Origin of the sequence: Fulvivirga kasyanovii (assembly GCF_009711405.1) — a bacterium.
Lineage (GTDB): Bacteria > Bacteroidota > Bacteroidia > Cytophagales > Cyclobacteriaceae > Fulvivirga > Fulvivirga kasyanovii.
This window is the reverse complement of sequence record NZ_SMLW01000671.1, coordinates 1-24450: the sequence shown is the minus strand read 5'-3', so window position 1 is coordinate 24450 and position 24450 is coordinate 1. Positions and strand designations below refer to the sequence as shown.

The following is a 24450-nucleotide window of genomic DNA, read 5'->3' as shown; positions in this document are numbered from 1 at the left end:
TTAGTTATTATACTTACTATTATTCAACTCCCGGTAATATTTGAATGGTTGCGGCTTTGGTCCTTTCACTGATCATAGCATTGAGATAGGGGCTACCATTATACTTCCGGCGATATGCCTCATCAATCTTTTCATTGATCTTCCCGCTAACGGGTTTAAAGCGTACGCTCTTCACCAAGCCGGCCGCTTCTATTTTACCCGCCCCCTGATCTATGGCAGACTTATACCATCTCGACCCGGTGCCATTATAAGCTCGAACGTACAGCTCCCCTTCTACCATTACCACCCATATCCATGTCGGGGTACCAAAGGTTTTTCCATCAGCTCTATAAGGAGCAATATGGAAGTCATCTTTTAGGGCAATCTGCGCTATTTCCTCTTGAGTTAACGTTTTAGAAATATTATCCATTTTTAATATATTGTTCATCCGACACCTTCTCCATCCAGGTTACCACTTCACCATCCACTTCTTCCTGAATGGCAATGTGGCTCATGGCCTTCCCGGGGGATGCTCCGTGCCAGTGTTTTTCGCCAGGTTCAAACCACACCACATCCCCTGACTGTACTTCCTCTATCAGACCGCCTTCCCTTTGCACCCGGCCAAGCCCTGATTGTATAATTAATATCTGGCCTGCCGGATGCGTATGCCATGCCGTTCTGGCTCCAGGTTCAAAAGTTACCAAAGCTCCGGCACTCCTGGTCTCCTCTCTTTTTGCAAATAAAGGATCTATTCTCACCATACCTGTAAACCACGCTTCGGGACCTTTTATCGAATCCAGCTCACTGTTTTTTACTATCTCCATACGTTTAATTATCTATTTTAAAAGTTACTGATGAGCTTGCAGTCAGAGCTTTCACAAACCCATCAACATCATTTATTCGGCCCATGGGAATAAGTCCGTTGGCATATCCGGCTTCGTCATAAAATATAGCAATATTACCCCATGGCCCGTAACACATAATATCTCCTACATTAGGGTCAGCGCCTTTGGGGGCCCCTGTTTTATTCAGGGGCTGCTTTGGCTGAAAGATCTTTTCTTTGCCGGCATAATCCTCCAACTCCACGGTAAAAGGCATTTGCTCAATTAAACTATGTGAAGTAGGATTATCGTACAGTATAACTTCAAACACGTGCGAACCTACTGCAACTTTTACCCGGGTTGTTTGTATATGTGCATTCATGTTATCAGGTTTTTCAACATCCTTATTGCAGCCAACGCCTACAGCACCCAATTCCGCAATAAATAGAGCTATTATTAGGGGAATCTTCATATAACATGTGGTTCCTTAGAAAGTTGCCGCGTCAATGACATACCTGTAGCGCGCTTGCTTATTTACAACCTTTTCCCACGCACTGTTAATTTCTGTAGCCTTTATCACCTGTATCTGAGGCCTGATGCCATTATCAGCACAATAATGGATCACCTCTTGTGTCTCAGGTATGCCACCTATCAATGATGCATTTAAATTAACTCTGCTTGAAGCCAGGGCCAGGTTATTATAAGAGAGCTCAAACCCCTCAGGCATTCCTACATAGGTAAAAGTGCCAAACGGCTTTACGCAGGAAATGTAAGGAGCGGCATTGAACTGATACGGGATCGTACAGATCATATAATCCAGCTTCTTACTGTAAGACTGCATGTTGTTAAAAGCCTCGTCTACTATAATTACCTCTTTCGCTCCCCATGACTTGATGTCTTCAACTTTATCAGGAGAAGTGGTAAAAGCATATACTTCCGCACCTTTGGATACAGCAAGTTTTACCGCCATATGACCTAAACCGCCAATCCCGGCAACCCCTACCTGATCACCTACTTTGAATTGTGCATTCATCAACGGCGAATATGTGGTAATGCCGGCACATAATAGCGGCGCGGCTTCTTCAAAGCTGATGTGGCCCGGTATATGAACGGCAAAATGGTCTCTGACTACTATTTTATCCGAGTATCCACCTTGTGAAATACCTGTGGGTTCGGACTTCATAGGATAACCGTAGGTAAACACGGTTTCTCCTCTGTCACAAAAATGCTCCTCACCATGTGTGCAACTTTCACATTCCATACAACTATCTACCATACATCCGACCCCGGCACGGTCTCCAACCTTAAATTTGGTTACATTCTTGCCAATCGCAGCTACTACACCTACGATCTCATGACCTGGCACCTGAGGATATTGCTGCTGTCCCCAATGCCCCTTCATCTGGTGGATATCTGAGTGACAGATACTTGCGTATTTGATATCGATCAAAATATCATCATCGCCTACTGGCCTGCGCTCAAACTCCCAGGGTCTCAGCTTTCCTGATTCATCTTTAGCTGCATACCCTCTTGTTTTTATATTTCTGCTCTTTTGTGGGTCTTGCGCAGACTGAGCGAATAGTTGTAGAGGGCTGGCCAATGCCAGTCCGGCACCGGCCATGGCAGATTGCTGCATGAAGGTCCTCCTGGAGGTTTTACCTTCATGGTTGTGTTTTGGTAAATCCATAATGCTTCAATTAATATTTTGATATTGTTCGTCTGAAACCGGCTCCATCCAGTTGACCACTCCCTTTTCAGTATTTGGTACAATGTACATCTGCTGCATTCCTGTATCGGGGCTGGCACCATGCCAGTGTTTTTTATTGGGCGGACATTTTATCACATCACCTTTTTGCAAAACCTCAACTGGCTCTCCTTCTATCTGGTGATATCCCTTTCCAGCCGTAATGATCAGGATCTGTCCTGCCGGGTGAGTGTGCCAGTTGCTCCTGGCACCCGGTTCAAAATATACATTCCCTACAAGCGTAGTATAGGTAGAATCCATAGGTACTAACCCATAGTTATAAGCATTGCCGGTAAAATACTCAGCGGGGCCTTTTTGCCCTTGAGGAAATATTGCGTCCAACTTATTCTCTGCTGGCTGCTGGCAACCAAAAAGCAAGCTGACGGCGAAGATTAATGGTATTGCAATGTGCCTCATGATTTACTTTATTTTAGGTTTTCTTTGAAAAAAGATTCCAGTTTTTCGAATGGAATCAAGTCCACTTTATCATATAAGTCTATATGTCTGGCTCCCGGTACTACTACCAGCTCTTTAGGTTCAGCGGCCCTTTTATAAGCGTCTTCAGTATAGAATTTCGAATGTGCATTCTCGCCCATGATCAATAGAATCGGACGAGGTGAAATAGTCTCAATGTAGCTCATCAATGGAAAATTGTTAAATGCTATGCTACTGGTAACGGTAAAGTTTCCTGTTGCGCGAGGGTGAAACCCCCTTTCCATAGCATAATATTCAAAAAACTCACTGGTTACGGGATCAAGCCCTTCCGGAACCGCCGGAAGAGGCTGGTCAGGGAATGAAGGGGTTTTAGCATATTTGCCCTCTGTAAAATCATTCCACCGCTGTTCGCTGCTTTGTTTTAAAGTCTGCTTATGCTGCTCATCAGTCATGCTATCCATAAACCCCTTACGATTCAATCGGCTTATGTCATACATGCTTGTAGTGGCAATGGCTTTAATTCGTGTGTCAGACTGGGCAGCGGTAAGCGCAAAGCCTCCACTACCACAGATACCGATAGCACCAATTTTTTCTCTGTCTACGTTAGGATGTGTACCAAGGAAATCTACTCCGGCACTGAAATCTTCTACAAAAATATCAGGCGAAGCAGTTTTTCTGGGCTCACCACCACTTTCTCCATTAAAAGACTCGTCAAAAGCCATGGCTATAAATCCGCGCTCAGCCATATTCTGAGCATATATACCCGCTCCTTGTTCTTTCACACCACCATAGGGAGTTCCTATAATAACCGCCGGATATTTCCTGGATTTATCAAAATCTTTAGAAATATATAAATGGGCAGCAACGCTTATCCCATACCTGTTTTTATACTGCACTTTTTCCATAGTCACCTTATCACTTAAGGTGAAAGTGAGATAATCCTTTTCTATCGCTTGTTCCATATCAACTGTTTTTGGTTTATTATTTTGTTGCGTATCAGAGCAAGCTTGCCCCATAAATGTGAGCAATCCTGCTATAATAATTTTCGAGTAATCCATTTTGTTATCCTTTAAGAGATTATTTTCAGTTGCTTGGCAGGAATTCCCCCAACAACAGTGTTGGCAGGAACATCCCTGTTTACTACAGCTCCTGCTGCCACCACCGCGTTTTCGCCCACGGTAACACCTGGTAAAATGGTAGCACCGGCCCCAATCCAGGCATTGCGCCTGATAATAACTGGACCGGGAACTAATGTCTTTTGTGCCGGCACTTCCACAGGGTGGTTTTCAGAAGTGATATTTACCCGCGGCCCGATCATTACATCATCTTCTATGGTAATGCACCCCAGATCTAAAAAGCTACAGGCATGGTTGATAAATACATTCCTGCCCAAAGAAATATGTTTACCGAAATTGGTATGAAATGGAGTAAAGACAACAGTACTATCATGTACCTCTCTACCAATTATTCTGCTTAAACAGGCTCGGATTTCATCCACATCCGAAGCCATATTGAGTTGGTTAGACAGTTTGATAGTTTCATTTACAATATGCCTGATCCTTCCGTATTGGGGATCATCCATAGGGACAGGCACACCGGATTTCAATCTTTCAAAAATGTCATTGCTTCCGCCTGAATTATCCATCGGTTTTCAATTTTGATAATGTTTAACAAAGGTATCTGATACAATACCCCTGTAGTTAATGATTATCAAATCAAAAATTAAGGAATTCAAACCTTCTGCATGCGTATGGCTTTAGGGGTGGTATTGGTGAGCTTTTTAAAGAAATTGTTAAAATAAGTAGGGTAGTCAAAACCCAGTGCATAAGCGATTTCGCTGATATTCCAATTGGTATGTTGCAGTAATGCCTTGGCTTCGCTCAAAATTCTCTCTGAAATATGAGTGGATGTGGATTTGCCAGTCACTTCTTTGACCGACTTGTTTAAGTAATTTACATGTACTGACAAGTCCTCAGCATAGTCCTGTGGTGTCCTTAGAAGCAATGGATTATCAGAACTTTCTATTGGAAACTGTCTTTCCAGAAGTTCAAGAAAAACTGAAGTTAAGCGGGATGCGGCATTTTTATGCTGATCATAATTCTCAGAAGGTTGCATTTTTAGTGCCTCATGGATGATCAGGTGGATATAATTACGGATTAGATCGTCTTTAAAAGAATAATCAGTCTGTTGCTCCTCAATCATTCTACGAAATATACCATTTAGGAACTCCCGCTGTTCCTCGTTGATGGTTAAAATGGGTGTGCCTCCTAACTTGAACAAAGGAGATTGAAGAATGCTTTCAGACCGTTCTGAAAGCTTTAAGAAATCTTCGGAAAACAGGCACGTGTAACCCACATATGTTCTGGAAATGGTCTCCCATGAATAGGGTATGTGAGGATTACCAAAAAACAGAACAGTACCCTCATGCTCAAAACTTCGATCTGCATAGTGTATACTGCTTTTACCCGTAGTCAGGCAGATCTTGTAAAAATCTTTGCGACTATAAATTTTAGTAGCATTACTATCCCGCTCAATTTGAAAAACATTAAACCCCTTAAGCTTAAGTTCATTATTAAACGCGGAAACCGACCTTTCTGTCTTAATATCCATAGTATAAAGTTAAGAAAATCAAACAACTGTTTAAATACATTGTTTGGTAGTTATTTTTCCAGGAGATATAGCATATCACTATGTGCATGCGTAGTTAGGCTTGCTACGTTACGATTGGGTAAAACGTAACGTAACATTCTGCATAAGCTGTAAATAATAGTTGCACAAGAATTAGGTTAGCCTAAATTTAAATCAATAAAATGCTGTATATCAATAACTTGTGCTTTCAAGTCACTAATTTACTTTATCTGTAAATCAAAACATTTCCGGATCAAGATAGTGATTGATGTTTATTAGAAAACCCCTAAAAATTAAGACACGGCAATTCAGCTATGCCTACCCATTCGGAGAGCTTTATTTTATTCTGCGTCTATAAAGCTCCTTGCGCATATAAACCAATAGCTGATCAAGCATAGCCACTTCAGGAGACTCAGGCAATGATGAATATTGATAAACCATCTCTATTTGTTGAAGCTTTAGCTCAGCCATGCTCAGGAGGTCATCATAATTATATTTGCCGTTTTTAACGCTTAGCAAAAACTCCCTGTCTTCCCTCCTGACGTTCAAAGTACCGGCCCTGCCAATCTCCTCACACATATTAAGTAACCTGATTGTGTGCATCATGTTTTTTGCATCATAGCCCTTGCCATGGTTCAGTGTACTGTTGTACCTCTGATCATTTCGTTTCTCCACCCAGTCCCAGTAAGCTTTGTACTCCCTGCAGTACGCTGAGTATGCAGATTTATTGAAAGACATCAGACCAACAGGTTCCATATCAGCCGGAACTGTACTCAGACAAACATCATTAGCCTCATCACTTTTAACAATTCCTTTAAATTCACCGCTTCCGTGATACAAGCCATACATCTCCGGCATGTGGGCTATCCGTGACAGCCCGAATTCATGCTGCTTAAGTCCGTGCTGTTTAAGAAATGCTTTAACAGGTACAGCCCCTTGCCCCTCGGCTATATAGCAAAAGTCCAGCACACTTTTGCGCTCTTTCTCCACAGGGTTCAGTATCTTCTTTTTCAAACCTCTGGCCTTTCTTATTTGTGCTATGCCATAGCCACCAAAGCTCTCCTTGCATTCTTTTGACAGCAACACTGACTGTCTCAAGGGCTTAAATATAGGATGCATGATTCTGATACAGTCTTCTGGAGAATATAGCAATTCAAGAATATTCGGATTACTTTTTGACAACAATTCGACAAATCTTCTCAGTTCGTAATAAACCGTATCATTACTTTCATCACTCACCTGGGACACGTAATTCAAGCCATAGAACTCGTCCTCAGGGAGAATAAAAACCCCTTTGATGTCGATATCAGATCCGGGAGTCGAAAGCCCATAAGCATGGCTGCCACTCAGGCATTCATATATGATCAGGTTTTTCCTTTTTAGTTCGTCAATTGTCATTGTTATCTGTTTTACACACTTTTAACTACCGCCCGGTAAAAACGGTCAAGCTTTTCAAAATCGCCCCTCGCAGAGGGTAAACTGGCCGCAATCAGGTCATTATCCTGAATAGTCTGTGCCAGGAAATCATTGAGCAATGGCTCCGCGGGATGAACATAACCTTCGCTTTGGCAGGATTTAACATCGATCAATTCATAAATCCTCCTGCAAACGGGTTCATCTGCCAATACAAGCATTTTGGTCAATTGTATGGGAGACATTGAGCCTTTTTCCCTTATCCACTTGCCCGCCATTGCCGCCCGCAGAGCATAGAAGTACCGTTTAAGTTTGACCTCCTTTTGCCCCTGACAGGCTTCATAATACTTTTTCGCCATACTTTGATAGTGATGCATCAATGCGATGGGTGAAAAATAGTACGGACACAATTCCTTTATCATACTGGTAAATGAATCATCAGCATGGTAAACTATAGGAGATTGCATCCACTCCAGAAATGGCCCGTTGGACTTCCATAACAACTTCAATGCCTTTCCCACTTCCCAGCCGCCAATATCAAGCAAGTCATTGACAGGGAGATCTATAGTGTCCTTTCTCTTTCTGATGGACAAACTCCAGTCAAGATCATGAGCATAAATAAACCGGACATCATAATCGCTATCCGGAGAGGGAAAACCCCATGCCCTTGAGCCGGACTCACAGGCATAGAGCACCTTCACTCCTTTTTGTTTTTCTATTGCTTTGAGTTTCTGTTTTATTAAAGTTTCCATTATTAATCTACCTCCTGAAATTTATCGTCTCCACACATTCTTACAATTTGGGGTTGAAACGAGCCCACTACATCTACCAAATCCTTTTGAGACTCCATAACCTGCTTAATGTCCTTATAAGCCATCGGTGCCTCGTCAATGCCGGAGCCGATCACTTCCACACCGGCAGCATGGATGTGTTTTACTACCGCCTGCTTATCCAATGTGTTCTTGGCCTGAGTTCTGGACATAGCCCGTCCGGCACCATGAGAAGCTGAGTTGATAGATGACTCCTCTCCTTTGCCCCTCACAATATATCCCGGAGCTGTCATTGATCCCGGAATAATACCCAGCACACCTTTTCCGGCCGGAGTAGCCCCTTTTCTATGTACAATGATCTCATTGCCCTGATGGTCTTTCTCCTTCCATGCAAAATTATGATGGTTTTCGACCATAGCCACCGGCGTCGCTCTCAGGCCAACAGCCATCCTCTCATGGATCTGGTGGTGGCAAGCCGAAGCGTAATCACCCGCAAGGTTCATGGCCAGCCAGTACTCCTGCCCTTCTTCAGTGTTCAGGTCAAGCCAGGCCAGGTGCCTTGCCTCGTGGGGCAGCTTACACTTGCTCATAGCCAGTTTGGTATAGTGCTGCGCTATGGCTCCTCCAAATCCTCTTGAGCCGGAGTGTGAAAGCAAGGCCAGGTATCTTCCTACCGGTAGTTTGAATTCATTATCCGGATCTTCAATTTCAGTGATACCGAACTCAACAAAATGATTGCCACCTCCTGAAGAACCGATCTGTGATGCAGCCTTGTCTTTTAGACCTCCTATCAGTTTGATCTCGTTAAACAATGGGTTTTCCAGCACTTCATGATCTTTTGGTCTGGAAAAGGTTGCTCTTCCGAACTTGGTATTTCTGATCAACATTTTCTTCAGGTCATCCTTACGCTCTGACAAAATGCTTTCGGGAATATCATAGATAGTCATGCACATTCTGCAACCAATGTCAACACCTACTCCATAAGGAATAACGGCATTTTCCGTAGCCAGCACACCACCGATCGGTAAACCATAGCCCTGATGAGCATCAGGCATCAAAGCCCCGGCACGTGCTACAGGAAGCCTCATAGCCATTTCTATCTGCTTCACTGCCCCCTGCTCAATACCTTCCGCTCCATATACCTTATAAAGATCAGGTGTATCCCTTAGCGGCAATACATCATCTTTAGGCTTCAACAACTCCTGAGCAATAGCCGATAATTGCTTATCATTAACAAAATCTTCCGGTTTCAAAAGCACTGATTTTAGTGCTCTGGAGGTTTGGTCTATATCATTAGATTCAAAATATTGCTCAACTGTTTCGAGAGCTATACCTATTACTTTTCCTTCAGGGTATCCTAAATCAAGTAGTTCTTTTCCTGTAATGTTTGTTTTCATTTCTTTCATGATCCAAAGTAACCACGCATATACGCAGTGTTTTTGCGTAGTAAAAATTATTTTAAGAATTTTTCAGAACATGGTCCTTCCCTTGGTCTGTCCCCCGACAGACCATTATTCGATACACACGCTTTGATAAACCATCTCTTTAAGTAGAAAACTAATTTGGAATAGTAGCCAAAAAACCGGCTTTACTAAACTTCCGAAAGTTTGGTAAAGCTTTAATTGTTCAGGGGCACTGGGCAGAAGGAAATACCCTCCATATCGAAAATGCGCTGCTCGTGTCTGTCTGGGGACAGACACAGGAGAGAGAACCCCCGAGCTGTCCCCAGACAACTTATTTACACGCACAAAAAAACAAGCGATTCAAAATTTCCTATTACCTTCACAGTTTAATTCGGTGCTTATGGCTTTAATTCTTGTATTACTTTCATTCATAATTCTTAATCTGGTTTATCATATTGGGTGGCTTATGTGGGCTATACTGTGGAAGATCCATCACGCTCATTATTTCTTTGGGTTCAACCCTAAAATTTTTGAAATAACCATTTATGGCACCCGGCTTTCTTTTGGGATATATATTCCAATCATCGGCCTGGCTAAAATTTATAAGATTGAAGGCTCTGAGCGAACAAGAGTTGATCTCGCCTGGCAATTTTTTGATCACCCCGTATGGAAAAGGTCGCTGGTAGCATTAGGAGGCACCATATCACTGATATTGATGGGCATTGCATGTTCCATTTTTACCACCTTTCTCGAAAAGGAATACTATATTTCAAAAGATACCGCCAATAAATATGGCTTTGCACCCTCTGAGACTGCTATGCAATACGGCTTTAAAAACGGAGATCAGATCATAAAAATAAACGGCAACGATTATGAGAGCATATCAGAACTCACAGAAGTTAATAAAAGAACTACCTATACAGTTGTAAGATTAAACGACACACTGAATATCAGTATTGAACCTGATGTAATCCAATCATCTTACGAACCCTTTTTAAACCTGATAACCCCTCCTGTAATCATGGAGGTCGATCCTTCGTCTTCTGCCGACAAAGCTGGATTAAAGAAGGGTGACCATTTAATTGAGATTAATGATCATAAAGTGTTTTCAACTAATGATTTACATGAAATACGGACTAATGTTGAATCGGATACAATGAGGCTTCTGATCAGACGAGACTCCTCCCTTATTAGCAAAACTTTATTCTTACCTGCAAATGAAGCCATGGGAATATTTTTTATGACTCCAGAATTCACCACCTATGAAAACACCTTTGGAGAATCGATCATTAAAGGTACTCAGCAGGCTTTTAGATTAATAGATTTAAATATAAAAGCATTTACCGGATTATTGGGAGGGAAAGTGGTAAGTAGGCGGCACTCCGGTCCTATTGGTGTGGCTCAAGCCTACGGAGGATTTCAATGGCTAAGGTTCTGGAGGATTACAGGATTGCTGGCAATGGTTACCGCATTCTTCAATCTACTTCCTCTTCCCCGTGCTGCCTTTTGGCAAAGCATTCCCCTTGCCTATGAGGCCATAACAAAAGAGCGGTTTAAGCTTTCCACTTATAACAACCTGATCCGGGCCAGTTACTTTATGGTAATCCTGCTAATGATCTGGATAGTCATTGGAGACATTTCTAAAGTTATGTGAAATATTTTTGGAGACTGCTTGGTTGGTAAGGCCTTAATAGTTCAGGGGTACTGACAGAAGCTAATACCTCCATATCGAAAACGCGCTGCTAGTGTCTGTCAGGGGACTGACACGGGAGAAGGGGCACAGACCAAGGGAGAGGTGTCTGTCTGGGGACAGACACAGGAGAGAGACCCCCAAGCTGTCCCCAGACAGCTTACTTCCACACGCAAAAACAAAGCAATTCAAAATTTCCAACCCTGAAAATTCTTTTGAAAAACCTTGGCAATATTTCGTGCATCATCGATACCTCGATGGTGGGTTCCTGATAGCTCAAATCCTTCGTGCTTCAGAGCGGCTTTCATGCCTACAGGTCTGCGGAGCTTCTTTATTTCTGCGAATTGGTGTTTTAGGCTGATATGGGCATTGACCCAACTTGCGTCTACACCGTGCAGGGAACAGTCTGCTTTCAACTGCGTCCTGTCATAGAAGCCCCATGAGCAAAGTACATAGGGTGCTTCAATATCAATCCATGTCTGAAAATCGCTAATAACTTGAGGAAAAGGCCTGGCTTTATCAATATCATTCTGCTGTATAGATGTCAGTTCCTGGCAAAAATCTGAAAGGCGGGGGTTAATGATCGGTTTTACGAAGGCATCAAACTCTGATACGATGTTTTGAGCACTGTCTATTTTAACAGCTCCAATTTCTATTATTTCCCTGATCCGGCCTGACTTCTCTTTCCAACAGGTTGATTCCAGATCAAATATTATATAATTCATTTTCTTCTTATTTAAGAAAAGGTGCCTGTAGTCGCTGATTAGCGCAACTAAAGGCACCTTACATTTTAGTCTCTATTTTGCTCCCGGCGCAAAGATACCTCTCAACTGGTCAAGCACCTGGCCGTTTCCGGATACGGTGATCTCGCCTATTTTCTCGGCTATCTTCTCGACGTATTCCATCTCTTTGAGCTTGAATAGCATCTCGTTTTCCTCCATAAGCTTGGCGGTATTCAGCAAGCTTCTGGTTGACGCCGTTTCTTCTCTTCTGGTGATCACATTGGCCTGTGCTTTCTTTTGAGCGATCAATACCTGGTTCATGATCTCCTTCATATCACCAGGCAATATGATATCCCTCACACCGCAACCTTTGATCTCTACACCCAGATCTTCGGCCTTTGCCTTCAAAGAATTCATCACATATTGGCTAATGGTTTCTTTGCTTTCCAGCAATTCATCCAAAGTCAATGTGCCAATAAACTCCCTTAATGCAAACTGCATGAAAACATATAATTGCTTCTGAAAGTCCTTATTGTCAACTACAGCTTTGGTAACATCGGTTACTTTATACTGAGCATAAAAATTCACCCTCAGGGCAGCCTTATCTTTGGTCAAGATCTCCTGACCGGAAACTTCCAATTGCGATTGTCTCAGGTCTACCCTTGAAACTGCTACTTCTTTGGCATTTTTCCAAAAGTAGTATTCTCCCGGACCAAGGATTTTTTCAGCCTTGTTGTCAACGAAAAGTACTGCGTTCTCGAAAGACTCCACCTTGCAAACCCTTACAAATGGCACAAGCTCTTTTCGCTTGATCGCCAGCAAATCTATAGCCTCGGTAATCTCGATTTTGCTTAAGTCAGCCTTTACGAAGGAATATGCCACCACACCCTTCCAGAAGGCATATTTACCGGGGGTCAATACACCTTTAAAGTTCATATCCTCGTACTGCAAGGCTATTTCATTATCCTTAACTTCCACTATTTGCAGGTGTTTGGCCAATGCCTCATCCCGCAAAAGCAAGTTAAGCTCGATGGCAGGATAGAACGGTCTGGACATATCATACTGCACCACAGTTTCAAATGGGTATAGCCAGTAATTACCTTCTGTAATTACTCTTTTGTAATCATCATTTTTGAAGACCAATCCAATTTTACCAGCATTAATTCTGATCCTTTTCATCATTTTATACATTTAGTTATTCATAATTCAAAACAAAAAAGCATTCAAAGCCAGGCCATTCTTCCTATGTGGAATCATCATTGAGTTTGAGCCGAACCTCATGGTTTTCTTCAAGAGAACGCTCTTTCTGATCCGCCCAGAAAAGGACTTCACATACTTAAGGTCAACTTCAAGAAAAGCAGTGGATCCATATCAAACGGTATCCTCATGATTTCGAAACATCATCAGAACCGCGCCATGGTGCCGAAGCTGCCATTTTGCAGGCCTGACTTCTTCTGCTTTTTTAATAGAGCCATTTTTAGAAGTTGGCGTCTTCATACGGAACTGGAATCCGGCGTGTTATCCATTACACTATCTCAAATAAAGTTGAGAGTGGGATTCGAACCCACATTACAAAGGGCTTGTACTCTAACCAACTGAGTTATTCCGGCATTACCCGGAAGAGGGATTCGAACCCTCGACATCAAGCGTGTGAAAAACAACATCAGGAGGAGCAGCATATCCCGATTTTTACCTCAGGATACTACGGAGCCATACAGAAACTCTCATCAGGTCTCTCGCCTTCTGTCTTCTTCGTGCTTCCCTTTAGGGGAAGGTCTTGAGTTCCTGACAAGCCAGGAACAATATTTTAATCATTTAAAGAACTTGTCATTACCTCTTGGGTAACCGTTGCCTCTCTCCCCGGATTCGAACCGGGACTTCCCGAGGGACTCATCCGGCTATAAATGCGCTTCCCTACTCAACTTCTCTGAGTGGTTTTTCGGTGCTTCTGCAAATTCTGTCCATTTAAGTGCGTGTCCTAAACGGCGTTATCCGGATAATACACGGTCACGTCCATAACTTTTACCGCAGCACTTCCTTTTATGCTAGAGAGAGTTTGTGAGGATGGCAGGATTCGAACCTGCTCAGCACTAAGCATTAGATTTATCCCGATCGCTATCGGGACCCGACTCTCCATCGTCGGCGCACCCCCTTTCTAAATTTTCAAAGTCTGAGAAGCAGGATTCGAACCTGCAACCTCCTGCGTCCAAGGCAGGCAAACTACCACCGTTATCTTCCCAGTTTAAATCCCCCGGCCATTTGCCGGGGGGCAGCTCGCACATGTTCGTAGTGTCCTTGTGCGTTATTGATAGTTCAAAGTTGAAGGGGTAGTGCGCAATCTTTTTGCGCAGCAAATATTTTTTTTACTTTTTTGTGAAATTATTTTTAGGGCACCTCATTCCCGGCGCTTCTCCTCAAGGAGAAGGGGGAAATTATTCTCCTGAGGAGAATAATTCATAATATGGGATAGCAATTTGAGACCTTATTAAAAACAATGTCACAACTCCCTCACCGCTACGGATAGGGCATTCTGGCCAATGCTACCCCACAGGCCTTTGCAGGGTGAGGTCATACGCACAGAAAAGTAAGCAGCCTTTTATAAAGAGATAGAATGGCCTTAGAAAAACTTTAGCTGAGGCTATAAAACAAAAAAATAAACTATGCCGGTAAACAGAAACGCGCTAATTCGCTATAAAACCATAGATAACTGCCTTAGGAACAGGTACAGGCTCTGGACGCTTGATGACTTGATTGAGGCATGCTCAGATGCACTGTATGAATATGAGGGTATAGACAAAGGTGTGAGCCGCAGAACGGTGCAGATGGATATTCAAATGATGCGTAGCGACAAACTTGGTTATCACGCACCTATTATTGTTAAGGATAAGAAGTATTACACCTATGAAGATCCTGATTACACTATTACAAACATTCCGTTGACCGATCAGGACCTGGGGAAGCTCACAGAGGTAGTAGACATCCTCAAGCAGTTTAAGGGCTTCACCCATTTTCAGGAGTTGAGCGGTATGGTGCAGAAGCTGGAAGATAAAATACATGTTTCGAAGACCAAGGAGCGGCCTGTCATTGATATTGAAAAGAATGAAAACCTGAAAGGGCTGGAGCATATTGATCCTTTGTACCAGGCGATCATCAGTAAAAAATGTATTGAACTGACTTACCAATCATTTAAGGCGCGAACCTCTAATACTTTTGTATTTAATCCGGCATTGCTTAAAGAGTTCAGGAACCGCTGGTTTGTATTGGGCAAAAAGAAAAGCAAAGACCCTTTCTTGCTGCTGGCGCTGGATAGAATCGAAGATATCAAAGAGTCAGACCAGCCTTGTATCTCCTTTGATGAGGCCAGCATTTCAAATTTCTTTAAAGATGTGGTTGGCGTAAGTGTGAATAACGGCGAAGAACCACAGGAAATAAAGCTGTTGATCAACCATTCCAATGCACCTTATGTACTGACCAAGCCTATTCACCATAGCCAGCAATTGGTTGAGAAGAATGATGAGGGTATTGTTATTTCCCTGCGTGTCCAGCACAATTTTGAGTTGGAAAGGGAGATACTGGGCTTTGGCGATTATGTAAAGGTGCTGTCACCTTCCAGGTTACGGTCAAGAATAAAAGAACGGCTTGCTCATGCCATTGACCTGTACAGTACAGAATTAAATAAAAGCAGGGTTAAGCATTTTGGCAAAAAGCTGGAAGCTAAAGGTACAGTTACTGTTAATCATGTCTACACCCGCAAGGAAATCTCCAAAATGGGCTCGCTCCTGCATCATTACAGATCAGCCAACCCTTTTGACAATCAACAAGTATATGCCATCAGAGGGCTGCTCAGCAAAATTCCTGAGTTAAGGGTATTCTTGCTTAACAGGAATATGAAAACCATACTATCAAATATTGACGGCAACCTATTTCTGACCAAAGCACTTTTCTTCAACAAACCTGCCCAGTCTAACTGGTATGTAACCTGGCATCAGGACAAGACCATCAATGTGCTTGAAAAAAAGGAAACTGAGGGGTTTAGCGGCTGGACTAAAAAGGAAGATCATTACGGCGTAGTTCCGCCGGAAGAAATATTACGAAATACGGTCACCGTCCGTATACACCTTGATGATACTACAGAGGAAAACGGTGCTTTAAAGGTAATGACAGGTTCGCACAATAAAATCCTTAATGATGAGGAAGTGGGCCTCATTACCGGAAATGGTATTGCCTCAACCATTGAGGTGATGTCAGGAGGTATACAACTTATGAAGCCGCTGCTTCTGCATGCCTCATCTAAAACTACCAATAACAAGAACAGACGGGTAATCCACCTGGAATTTAACTCCATGGAGCTGCCAGATGGACTGGAATGGGCTGAGAAGTAGGTGGTTAGGTAAAATATCTTTTTGGGTTTAAGCAATACCAAATTTTGTTACTTTTACCGTTTCAATTATATATATGCCCGTATTCAAATACATATCCAAGCGTTTAAAATGGAATGACCCCGTGATTGTAATGCCTTATGGAGGCTATGCCAGTGACCAGGTGATACATGCACAAGCCAGGGTGCTTGAAGACGAAGGCATAAGGCACTCTGAAACAGACTCTGCTTTAAGAAACCTTTACAATTCGTTTAAAAGGTTTGAATCTGACGAGAAAAAAGGCATGAAGGTGAAAGCTAAATGGGGTGATCAGGAGAAAGTACTCATTTCCGATAAGGAAGGGTACGTCTACCTGGACGAAGCTCTGAACGAGCCACTAAGCCATGACGAAACTCTTTGGATACCTGTAACCTACCAGCTTATGGAAGGTTCCGAAATCATATATCAGACCACTTCCCAGGTCATGAAGCCTTCTCCCAATGCTGAGTTTGGCGTGATCAGTGACCTTGATGATACTGTTATCCAAACAGGAGTTTCTTCAACGCTGAAATGGAGGCTTCTCGTCAACTCATTGATGAGGCATAGTCACAACCGTATGCCGCTTGAAGGTGCCCAGGAGTTTTATAAGCTGCTGCACAGAGGAAGATCCGGCTATGCAACCAATCCCTTTTTCTACCTATCCAACAGCCCATGGAATATTCATAACTACCTTTGCGCATTCCTTAAAAAATATGATTTCCCGACAGGCCCTGTATTGCTCCGGGATATTGGAATAAGCTGGCCGCGCAAAAAATCATTTATGGAAGGAAATAAGTATCTGAAGGTAAAGCACATTCTGGAAACCTACCCGTCCATCCCTTTCATACTGATTGGTGATGCCGCCGAAATAGATGCAGATATCTACCTCAAAATAGCACGGACTTTCCCGAAACAGATCAAGGCTATTTACATTCGTGCCGTAAAAAAGCAGTCACTAATCAAAAGGGTTGAAAACATGATTGAAGCCAACACGGATATTAAGGTCATGCTGGTCCGGGAAAACCAGGAGGCGATTGAACACGCGAGGGAGAATGGTTTTATTCGGTAATCGGTGACAGGTCAGAAGTCGGAAGACCGGAGACCGAAGTGATCTTTCATTATCGTCAGAGTGATCAGTGAACGAGATGTTTTTTTAAATATTTTAACGGACATTAACTATCCATGGAGGGCATTATAGGAGTGTTCTGGTTCGGCAAACAGTGAACCAGTAAATGGTAAATAAATGAATTGGTCGGGTGAACAGTGAATAATGAACTGTAAACTTTCTCAAAGTGAGTTTTTTTTGCAATTCCCCCATTTGGTGCTATCTTCCATTATGCAAATAAGCTTCGCCCCAACTCTCTTGTCTATAAATTGGCGTAAAGTATTATTCTATGTGTTTATTATGGCAGGACTCATTTCATGCAGTGATGATGAGTCTGGGAAAACACCTGTCCATAACCCACTGGCCAATCCGGCTGATGGCCCACCCGCTGGCAACCCTGGAGCCTCCTATCCTATCCCTGCTATAGCGACACCTGAGGATGTTTCCACACCAGATCAGGTAATAGGTAATGGTACCCCTGAAAGCTGTACCGGGCAGTTGGTGGTAGATGCCATTGCCAAAGGAGGAAAAATTATCTTCGACTGTGGTTCAGAACCTATAACCATAACTTTACCTGAAACGGCCAGAATATTCAATGATGCCAGTGATGAGGTGGTAATAGATGGCGGTGGCCTCGTGACCTTGAGTGGCGGCGGGGTAAGAAGGATACTTTATATGAACACCTGCGATCAGGATCTGAACTGGACCACCTCCCATTGCCAGGATCAGGACCATCCACGGCTAACCGTACAAAATATAACTTTCGCTGATGGTAATTCTGTTTCAGAAATAGAGTATTCAGGCGGTGGCGCTATTTGGGCAAGAGGAGGCCGTTTGAAAGTGGTTAACTGCCGTTTCTTCAATAACATCTGCGCTTCTACAGGCCCGGATCTCGGAGGAGGAGCCATAAGGGTGTTTGATCAGTTTCAGGATCAGCCAGTTTATATCGTCAATAGCACATTCGGCGGCGCTGAAGGATATGGAAACTCAGGCTCCAATGGTGGTGCTATCAGTAGTATTGGTGTTTCTTGGACCATTATCAATTCTTTATTCTCTCACAACACTGCTGTAGGCAATGGTGGCAATCCGGCCGAAGCAGGCACTCCTGGTGGTGGTAGCGGAGGAGCAATATATAATGATGGTAATCATATGACACTCAGCATATTCGGATCATTAATCGAACAAAATGAGGTCAATGCCTATGGAGCCGCTATTTTCTTCGTCAGCAACAACCATACGGGCAACATCGTCATCGACCAGTCCACCATCCGAAATAATATAGGTGGCTCGTGGTATCCGGTATATCCTGATATTTCTATGCATGCAGATACGGATATTGCGGTAACAAACTCTGAAATAACAGATTGACCTTTCATTAATTATTAACCTATGAATTTGGCGTAATCCGATGGCATAATCATAGCTACACCTGTTGATTTCTGGCTCATGATCAATCAGGTTTGCTCCCGAATATTTTAGATTTCGAAAAATCATGGTGTAAAATAATTAATAATATTTGTATATTGTTTTTCACATCTTTTGTCTATACTACATGAAGGGACGTGAGGAACTAATTCGCAAAGTGTTATATCACAGGTCGCTCCCCTTTAAGGATAACCGGATTTACAGGATATTTAACATTATGCTGGTCCTCGCGATCGTTATTGTATTCCTCATGGGCATTTTCCTGATCAGCCTGGGCGAGGTACTGCCTTTTTGGATTTGTATGAGCGAAATTGTTATTTTTTCAACAATGCTCCACTTCCATCTGAGAGGATACTTTACGGTCACCCGATACATTTTTTTTGTATTTGCTATTTCCGTACAGGCTTACGGTAGTCTGTACCATGGCCCTAACGGCGGTTTTGACTTCTTCTACCTGGCTACTGCCCTGACACCCATCCTGTTCTTTGATAAAAAAAGGTATTACCTTTCTCTTTTCATCTTTAGCCTTGCCTCTTTCATTACGGTAAAGTTCCTCTATGACTATGTCGACCCGGTGTTACCTTTCGAAACCCGGCAGATACTACCCTATTATTTAAATATTATCATAAGCACTGTACTTATTTACATCGGCTACGCCATGTTTAAATCTGAGCACCTCAAATATGAGCAAAAACTACAGGAGCAACGCGCTGCCCTATCCGCGGTAAAAGACCAGTTGGAAACATTACTACAAGCCAGCACTAAGAAGATCGAAAGACACAATGAAACGATGATCAGGTATGCATTCCTCAACTCTCACAAAGTAAGGAGTCCGCTGGCCCGTATACTGGGGTTGGTTAATTTAACAAAATATGAAGACCTCGATGATGAGAACAGAAGACTTTACTACTTTGAAGAGCTCAAATCCAACGCTGGAGAACTGGACAAGGTCTTAAAAGAAATGAGCCAGATCCTTAACAACCACATGGAAGAAAAATGATCTTCGATACACTTTTCAGTCTACAGTTCAGGTTCATAGCTTCATAGTTTTACAAGTCCATTAACTGCGAACTATGAATTGTGAATAGTAAATTATGTATTGCGAATTACGAACGGCCAAAGCGCCGTTCAACCAAGATATTGACCGTAAGGGTTTTACTTTTTCCTATAATATATTTAAGCAGAAAACCACAGGAAAAGACTGGCTAAAGTGTGCTAATTAAGCTAAATTAAAGGAATCATGGCAGAATACACTTTAAATATCAACGGAAAGCCCCATCACGTAGATGTGGCCCCGGATACACCGCTATTGTGGGTATTACGGGATCATTTGAAGCTATTAGGCACCAAGTTTGGCTGTGGCATCGGCCAATGCGGAGCCTGTACCATTCACTTTGATGGAGTTGCCACACGATCATGCCTGATACCTGTATCAGCAGCAGGCAACACCTCCATAACCACGATCGAAGGTTTATCGGAAAATCAGGACCACCCGGTGCAACTGGCCTGGCTTGAACATGACGTGCCCCAGTGCGGCTATTGCCAGAGTGGGCAAATGATGAGCGCAGCATCACTTTTAAAGCAAACACCTCGTCCTACGGATGAAGAGATAGATGCTGCAATGTCAGGAAATATCTGCAGATGCGGCACCTACGTACGCATAAAAGCAGCCATCAAAACTGCATCATCCAAAAGTTGATCCCGGTTACTTATAATCAAAAAACAACATTCCCATGACGCTTATCAAAACCAATTATAACAGACGATCATTCTTAAAAGTATCTGCAGCAGCAGGTGGCGGAATTATTTTGGGTTTCAACTGGCTGGTGTCCTGCACACCATCGGAAAAGCAGTTGGCACAAATGCCGGAAGAGTGGTTTAATATCAATGCATTTCTCAAAATTGGTGACAACGGTATAGTCACCATCATGTCCCCCAACCCTGAAATAGGCCAGAATGTAAAAACCTCCATGCCCATGATAGTAGCCGAAGAGCTGGATGTGGACTGGAAGAACGTAGTAGTAGAGCAGGCAGGGCTTGACACCCAGAAGTACACCAGACAGTTGGCCGGAGGAAGTCAATCCATACGTCAGGGATGGCAAAGTTTGAGAATGGCCGGGGCAACCGCCAGACGCATGCTTCTGGAAGCTGCAGCAAAGCAGTGGAATGTGCCGGTTGGCGAGCTTACCACCGAAGGAGGTGTAATAAAGCACAAGTCTGGCAAACAGATCAGCTATGGTGAAATAGCCTCAGCCGCCGCGAATATTGAAGTGCCGCAGGAGGTACAGTTGAAAGACCCGAAAGATTTTAAAATAATAGGACAACCTACAAAGAATGTTGATGGCCCGAAAATAATTAAGGGAGAACCTCTATTCGGGCTGGATCATTACGAAGAAGGGATGCTCACCGCCATGATAGTACATGCTCCGGCATTTGGCCTTAAGCCCAAGAGCGTAGACGACAGTGAAGCCAGGGCTATGCCTGGGATCAAGGATGTATTTATTATCAACTCACTTCCCGATGGTGTTGAAAAGCAATGGTCAGATGTCAATGCTTTCCCCGAACTGGTGGTAGTGGCCGGCACCAGTACCTGGGAAGTAATGAAAGCAAAAAAAGCCTTGAAAATAGAATGGGAACGGGTATCTCCCGGAGAAAGCACTTCCGATTACATGACAGGCCTTGCCGACTTGATGGACAAGGCGCCCGCCGAGCCATCACGTAAAGATGGTACCCCTGAGCAGGCCTTTAAAAATGCTACCAAAGTACTGGAGCGAACATACACTGCACCTTTCCTGGCCCACAACACCATGGAGCCAATGAACTTCTTTGCCTGGGTTACGGAAGATAAAGCCGAGCTTGTAGGGCCAATTCAAACTCCTGAATACCTTCGAAAGACACTCGTAGAGGTACTCAGCCTGCCAGAAGATAAGATCTCCATCATGATGACCCGAATGGGCGGAGGTTTTGGGCGCCGGCTCTATGGAAACTTCGCCGTTGAGGCCGCTGTAATATCCAAAAAGCTAAATGCGCCTGTAAAACTGGTATACACCCGTGAAGATGATATGACCCAGGGCACTTACAGACCGGCATATACCGTAAAATATCAGGCTGCCCTTGATGCAGATAATAACCTGGTCGGATTTAAGGTAAGAGGTGCCGGGATCAACGGAAGCCCGGTGTTCAACAACCGGTTTCCGGCAGGTGCGGTAGACAATTATCTGGCAGAAAACCACTCTTTGGGGTCAAATATTTCTACCGGTGCATGGCGGGCGCCTTCATCTAACTTCATAGCTTTCGCCGAGCAGTCTTTTTTAGATGAAATTGCTGAAACCGCAGGTAAAGATCCTATCGATTTTAGACTGGAGCTGTTTGAAAGAGCCAAAGCAAACCCTGTAGGCACAGAAAACGACTATGACCCTGAAAGGTATGCAGGTGTACTCAAACTGGTCAGAGAAAAATCCGGATGGGGTACCGATAAACCTGGTGTAAGCCGAGGTGTATCCGCTTACTACTGCCACAACTCTTATGTAGCGCAGGTAGTGGATTTAATTATGAAAGATGACACTCCGGTGATACAAAAAATCTGGTGTGCTATAGACTGCGGCATAGTGGTAAACCCGGAAGGTGCCCTCAACCAGGTGGAAGGCGGCATTATCGATGGAGTTGGCCATGCCATGTATAGCGCTATGACTTTCAAAGGAGGAGAACCTGATCAAAGCAACTTCAATAACTATAAATTGCTCAGGATGAATGAGGCTCCGCTTGAGATAGAGACCTTCTTTGTCCAGAACGGCATAGACCCAACAGGTTTGGGCGAGCCTTCCTTACCCCCTGTTGCTGCGGCCCTGGCTAATGCCATTTATTCAGCTACAGGCACAAGGGTATCAAGTCAGCCTTTTGCTGATCACATGAACAAAGAGAAAGTAGTAAGTTAAACGATATACGCACAAAATTTAAATAGTACCCAATGATGAAGAACCTGTTGCTTGCCGTGGATATCAAACCAACTGACCACATCCTAATGGATTATGCTATTATGCTGGCAGAGAAGTTCCAGTCCAGGGTATGGATCGTTCATATAGCCGCACCAGATCCCGATTTTGTGGGCTATGGAGTGGGGCCTACCTATATACGCAACAGCAGGGCTGAAGAGTTAAGAAAAGAGCACAAAGAGCTACACTCCTACCTCGACAGGTTTGAAATTAAATCCATCACTGCTGATGCCCTGCTCATACAAGGCCCAACGGTTGAAATGCTGGAAGAGGAAATCAGTAAATTACAAATTGACCTGCTGGTCATGGGGAGCCACAAGCATGGCCTTTTATACGAGATGTTTGTGGGAAGCACAACAATAGATATGGTTAAAAAGCACAGCATCCCTATGATGATCATTCCTTTGCCTGATGTGGATTAAGAAATGTTTACTGCAACTTTAACCGGTAATTCCAGATATTAAAGTTATTTGATCAGCATCTAGAGCCATCGGATTTCTTCACTATCAACCTTCACAACTTCTCCGTTTGCTTTAGTAAATTTAATGGTTAGTATTTGGTCAGGACTTTTTGATGGCCTAGGGAATTTCAGGATCATATGAGAGTTAAAATGAACAAAAACATTTGTCCAGAATTTGTGTTTCAGCTTTTCAGAAAATGGCTCTTCATAAGTGTATTTTTGAGCTTGAGAATCCCAATTCCCATAGTAAGCCAAATCTTTTAAAGAAGAGCCCGCCAGATGAACTTCATCCCAGTCCTGATTACTGACTATTTCCACATTAACTATTTCATATTTTCTACCATCCTCGCCATCGTCGGGACAAGAAGTAGCCTGAGCAGAACTTATAAGCCCACCGAGACCATTGAATTTGGTCTCAGAAGCTAAAAAATCGATGCTATCCATGGCTATCTCTATAACAAAAAAGCTGCTATCATATACCTCCGTTCCCAGGGGGTATGATAACTTAACCGTTTTAAAATCGTAGAACGGCAAAACATCATCCGGGCATGTGCAACTGGTAATGGTAATCGCCGTAAAGTGGTATAGCAAAACCATCAGCACTGCTTTCTTAATCATTTGAAAACGAATTTATACGATAATAAATATAAAATAATCAATAAATATAACTTAAAATATTTTTATTGCAAAAGGAAAGTGAGTTAAGCATTTATAATTTCTTTGTCCAATAAATTTATCTACTCAAAATCTCTACAATATTATCATAAATAACTTCTGATACAGTCAATATACAACTTACTGATGCTGGCAATCTTGAAGAATGCCTGAGGATCAATTGGTATCTTATTTTCCCTTATTTTGTAAGCCGGCTGCATAAAACTCGGATGAACGGCCTTCTTAGTCTACATAAACTATAATACCATCCAGGTTATAATCCAAGGCATGATCCAACTGTTCCTGAGTGGTATCCGGCACGGGAGTTAACCACGCCCTTACAATAGTCCAGGGTATAAATATTGCAGAACAACCTATTGACACTAATAATATCCCTGTTTTAAAAGTCTTTTGGTGTGTTTTATTTTTAATGAAAGCCAGTGTAGAGTTTCGCTTTTAACCAGGCTCTTTATCCAACAGCATAGCCTTTGCCCTTTTACAAAATTGTATTGCCAATCCCCAGGGATCACGCATCATAACCAGATGGGAACCATCCTCCAAACGATCTTCGGCAACTAATGTCGCCCCGGCTTCCAGCAAATTATCTTTATCAACATCCGGCGATTCAGATACAAAAGCCAGGTGCAAAAGCAAAGGATTCATGGTTCGGTAAGGTGGTATTTCATCAGCAGGGTTTTTATATATCTCAACCATTACCCTTCCACTGTCATCCGCCAAAAAAGCGGTAAAAGGAGCCTCCATTCGCTGGCTCACTACTTTAAGGCCAAGATGTTTAGTATACCATTGCACCA

24 protein-coding genes and 1 tRNA gene are annotated in these 24450 nt (G+C 43.1%); 8 read left to right on the top strand and 17 right to left on the bottom strand.

What is annotated here, in order from left to right:
- Nucleotides 1-19: 19 nt before the first annotated feature.
- The 11 genes from E1163_RS27615 to E1163_RS27565 form a co-directional block, all read right to left on the bottom strand.
- Complete coding sequence (locus tag E1163_RS27615; RefSeq protein ID WP_155176543.1) at nt 20-409, bottom strand: DUF2255 family protein; 390 nt, start codon at nt 407-409, stop codon at nt 20-22.
- Complete coding sequence (locus tag E1163_RS27610) at nt 402-803, bottom strand: (R)-mandelonitrile lyase (protein ID WP_155176541.1); 402 nt, start codon at nt 801-803, stop codon at nt 402-404. The genes E1163_RS27615 and E1163_RS27610 overlap by 8 nt, the downstream gene beginning before the upstream one ends.
- A gap of 4 nt (nt 804-807) precedes the next feature.
- Nucleotides 808-1272 (bottom strand): cyclophilin-like fold protein, encoded by a 465-nt coding sequence (locus tag E1163_RS27605; protein ID WP_155176539.1) that lies wholly within the window; start codon nt 1270-1272, stop codon nt 808-810.
- Nucleotides 1273-1287: 15 nt separating this feature from the next.
- On the bottom strand, nt 1288-2487 hold the full coding sequence (locus tag E1163_RS27600) for an NAD(P)-dependent alcohol dehydrogenase (RefSeq protein ID WP_155176537.1): 1200 nt from the start codon (nt 2485-2487) through the stop codon (nt 1288-1290).
- Between the two features lie 6 nt (nt 2488-2493).
- Entirely contained in the window at nt 2494-2961 is a 468-nt protein-coding gene (locus E1163_RS27595; RefSeq protein WP_155176535.1) for a (R)-mandelonitrile lyase, read from the bottom strand.
- Between the two features lie 8 nt (nt 2962-2969).
- A complete protein-coding gene (locus tag E1163_RS27590) occupies nt 2970-4037 on the bottom strand; it encodes an alpha/beta hydrolase (RefSeq protein WP_221418095.1) in 1068 nt (355 codons plus the stop codon).
- Nucleotides 4038-4048: 11 nt separating this feature from the next.
- Nucleotides 4049-4624 carry a DapH/DapD/GlmU-related protein gene (locus tag E1163_RS27585; protein ID WP_221418094.1) on the bottom strand — a complete coding sequence of 192 codons (576 nt, stop codon included), beginning with the start codon at nt 4622-4624 and terminating at the stop codon, nt 4049-4051.
- Between the two features lie 86 nt (nt 4625-4710).
- Nucleotides 4711-5589, bottom strand: a complete 879-nt coding sequence (locus tag E1163_RS27580; protein ID WP_155176533.1) for a helix-turn-helix domain-containing protein — start codon at nt 5587-5589, stop codon at nt 4711-4713.
- A gap of 354 nt (nt 5590-5943) precedes the next feature.
- Nucleotides 5944-7005: a nucleotidyltransferase domain-containing protein gene (locus tag E1163_RS27575; RefSeq protein WP_155176531.1), complete on the bottom strand. Its 1062-nt coding sequence runs from the start codon at nt 7003-7005 to the stop codon at nt 5944-5946.
- A gap of 11 nt (nt 7006-7016) precedes the next feature.
- The gene (locus E1163_RS27570) at nt 7017-7772 is read right to left on the bottom strand and encodes a nucleotidyltransferase domain-containing protein (RefSeq protein WP_155176529.1); all 756 of its coding nucleotides are present in this window, start codon (nt 7770-7772) and stop codon (nt 7017-7019) included.
- Nucleotides 7773-7774: 2 nt separating this feature from the next.
- Nucleotides 7775-9196 (bottom strand): RtcB family protein, encoded by a 1422-nt coding sequence (locus E1163_RS27565; RefSeq protein WP_221418093.1) that lies wholly within the window; start codon nt 9194-9196, stop codon nt 7775-7777.
- Between the two features lie 397 nt (nt 9197-9593).
- Between E1163_RS27565 and E1163_RS27560 the strand changes: the two genes are divergently transcribed.
- Nucleotides 9594-10847: a site-2 protease family protein gene (locus E1163_RS27560; protein ID WP_155176525.1), complete on the top strand. Its 1254-nt coding sequence runs from the start codon at nt 9594-9596 to the stop codon at nt 10845-10847.
- Between the two features lie 224 nt (nt 10848-11071).
- On the opposite strand, the gene E1163_RS27555 is transcribed toward E1163_RS27560, so the two are convergent.
- The 3 genes from E1163_RS27555 to E1163_RS27545 form a co-directional block, all read right to left on the bottom strand.
- Nucleotides 11072-11608 carry a 3'-5' exonuclease gene (locus E1163_RS27555; protein WP_155176523.1) on the bottom strand — a complete coding sequence of 179 codons (537 nt, stop codon included), beginning with the start codon at nt 11606-11608 and terminating at the stop codon, nt 11072-11074.
- A 72-nt stretch (nt 11609-11680) separates the two neighbouring features.
- On the bottom strand, nt 11681-12787 hold the full coding sequence (locus tag E1163_RS27550; protein ID WP_246223942.1) for a slipin family protein: 1107 nt from the start codon (nt 12785-12787) through the stop codon (nt 11681-11683).
- Between the two features lie 987 nt (nt 12788-13774).
- Nucleotides 13775-13846 (bottom strand) — tRNA-Pro (locus tag E1163_RS27545).
- Between the two features lie 419 nt (nt 13847-14265).
- On the opposite strand from E1163_RS27545, the gene E1163_RS27540 reads away from it, so the two are divergent.
- The 7 genes from E1163_RS27540 (at nt 14266) to E1163_RS27510 (ending at nt 22946) form a co-directional block, all read left to right on the top strand.
- Nucleotides 14266-15987 carry a WCX domain-containing protein gene (locus E1163_RS27540; protein ID WP_155176521.1) on the top strand — a complete coding sequence of 574 codons (1722 nt, stop codon included), beginning with the start codon at nt 14266-14268 and terminating at the stop codon, nt 15985-15987.
- 73 nt (nt 15988-16060) lie between these two features.
- Nucleotides 16061-17071, top strand: coding sequence for an App1 family protein phosphatidate phosphatase (locus E1163_RS27535; RefSeq protein ID WP_155176519.1), 1011 nt, complete (start codon nt 16061-16063; stop codon nt 17069-17071).
- A 336-nt stretch (nt 17072-17407) separates the two neighbouring features.
- Nucleotides 17408-18475 (top strand): hypothetical protein, encoded by a 1068-nt coding sequence (locus tag E1163_RS27530; RefSeq protein ID WP_155176517.1) that lies wholly within the window; start codon nt 17408-17410, stop codon nt 18473-18475.
- Between the two features lie 274 nt (nt 18476-18749).
- Nucleotides 18750-19532: an ATP-binding protein gene (locus tag E1163_RS27525; RefSeq protein ID WP_155176515.1), complete on the top strand. Its 783-nt coding sequence runs from the start codon at nt 18750-18752 to the stop codon at nt 19530-19532.
- A 240-nt stretch (nt 19533-19772) separates the two neighbouring features.
- On the top strand, nt 19773-20231 hold the full coding sequence (locus E1163_RS27520) for a (2Fe-2S)-binding protein (protein ID WP_155176513.1): 459 nt from the start codon (nt 19773-19775) through the stop codon (nt 20229-20231).
- A 34-nt stretch (nt 20232-20265) separates the two neighbouring features.
- Nucleotides 20266-22467: a molybdopterin cofactor-binding domain-containing protein gene (locus E1163_RS27515; protein ID WP_155176511.1), complete on the top strand. Its 2202-nt coding sequence runs from the start codon at nt 20266-20268 to the stop codon at nt 22465-22467.
- A gap of 32 nt (nt 22468-22499) precedes the next feature.
- Nucleotides 22500-22946, top strand: coding sequence for a universal stress protein (locus tag E1163_RS27510; RefSeq protein WP_155176508.1), 447 nt, complete (start codon nt 22500-22502; stop codon nt 22944-22946).
- 59 nt (nt 22947-23005) lie between these two features.
- On the opposite strand, the gene E1163_RS27505 is transcribed toward E1163_RS27510, so the two are convergent.
- The 3 genes from E1163_RS27505 to E1163_RS27495 form a co-directional block, all read right to left on the bottom strand.
- Complete coding sequence (locus tag E1163_RS27505; protein ID WP_155176506.1) at nt 23006-23602, bottom strand: hypothetical protein; 597 nt, start codon at nt 23600-23602, stop codon at nt 23006-23008.
- A 279-nt stretch (nt 23603-23881) separates the two neighbouring features.
- Nucleotides 23882-24022, bottom strand: coding sequence for a hypothetical protein (locus E1163_RS27500; protein WP_155176504.1), 141 nt, complete (start codon nt 24020-24022; stop codon nt 23882-23884).
- 72 nt (nt 24023-24094) lie between these two features.
- Complete coding sequence (locus E1163_RS27495; RefSeq protein ID WP_343033988.1) at nt 24095-24448, bottom strand: VOC family protein; 354 nt, start codon at nt 24446-24448, stop codon at nt 24095-24097.
- Nucleotides 24449-24450: the final 2 nt, after the last annotated feature.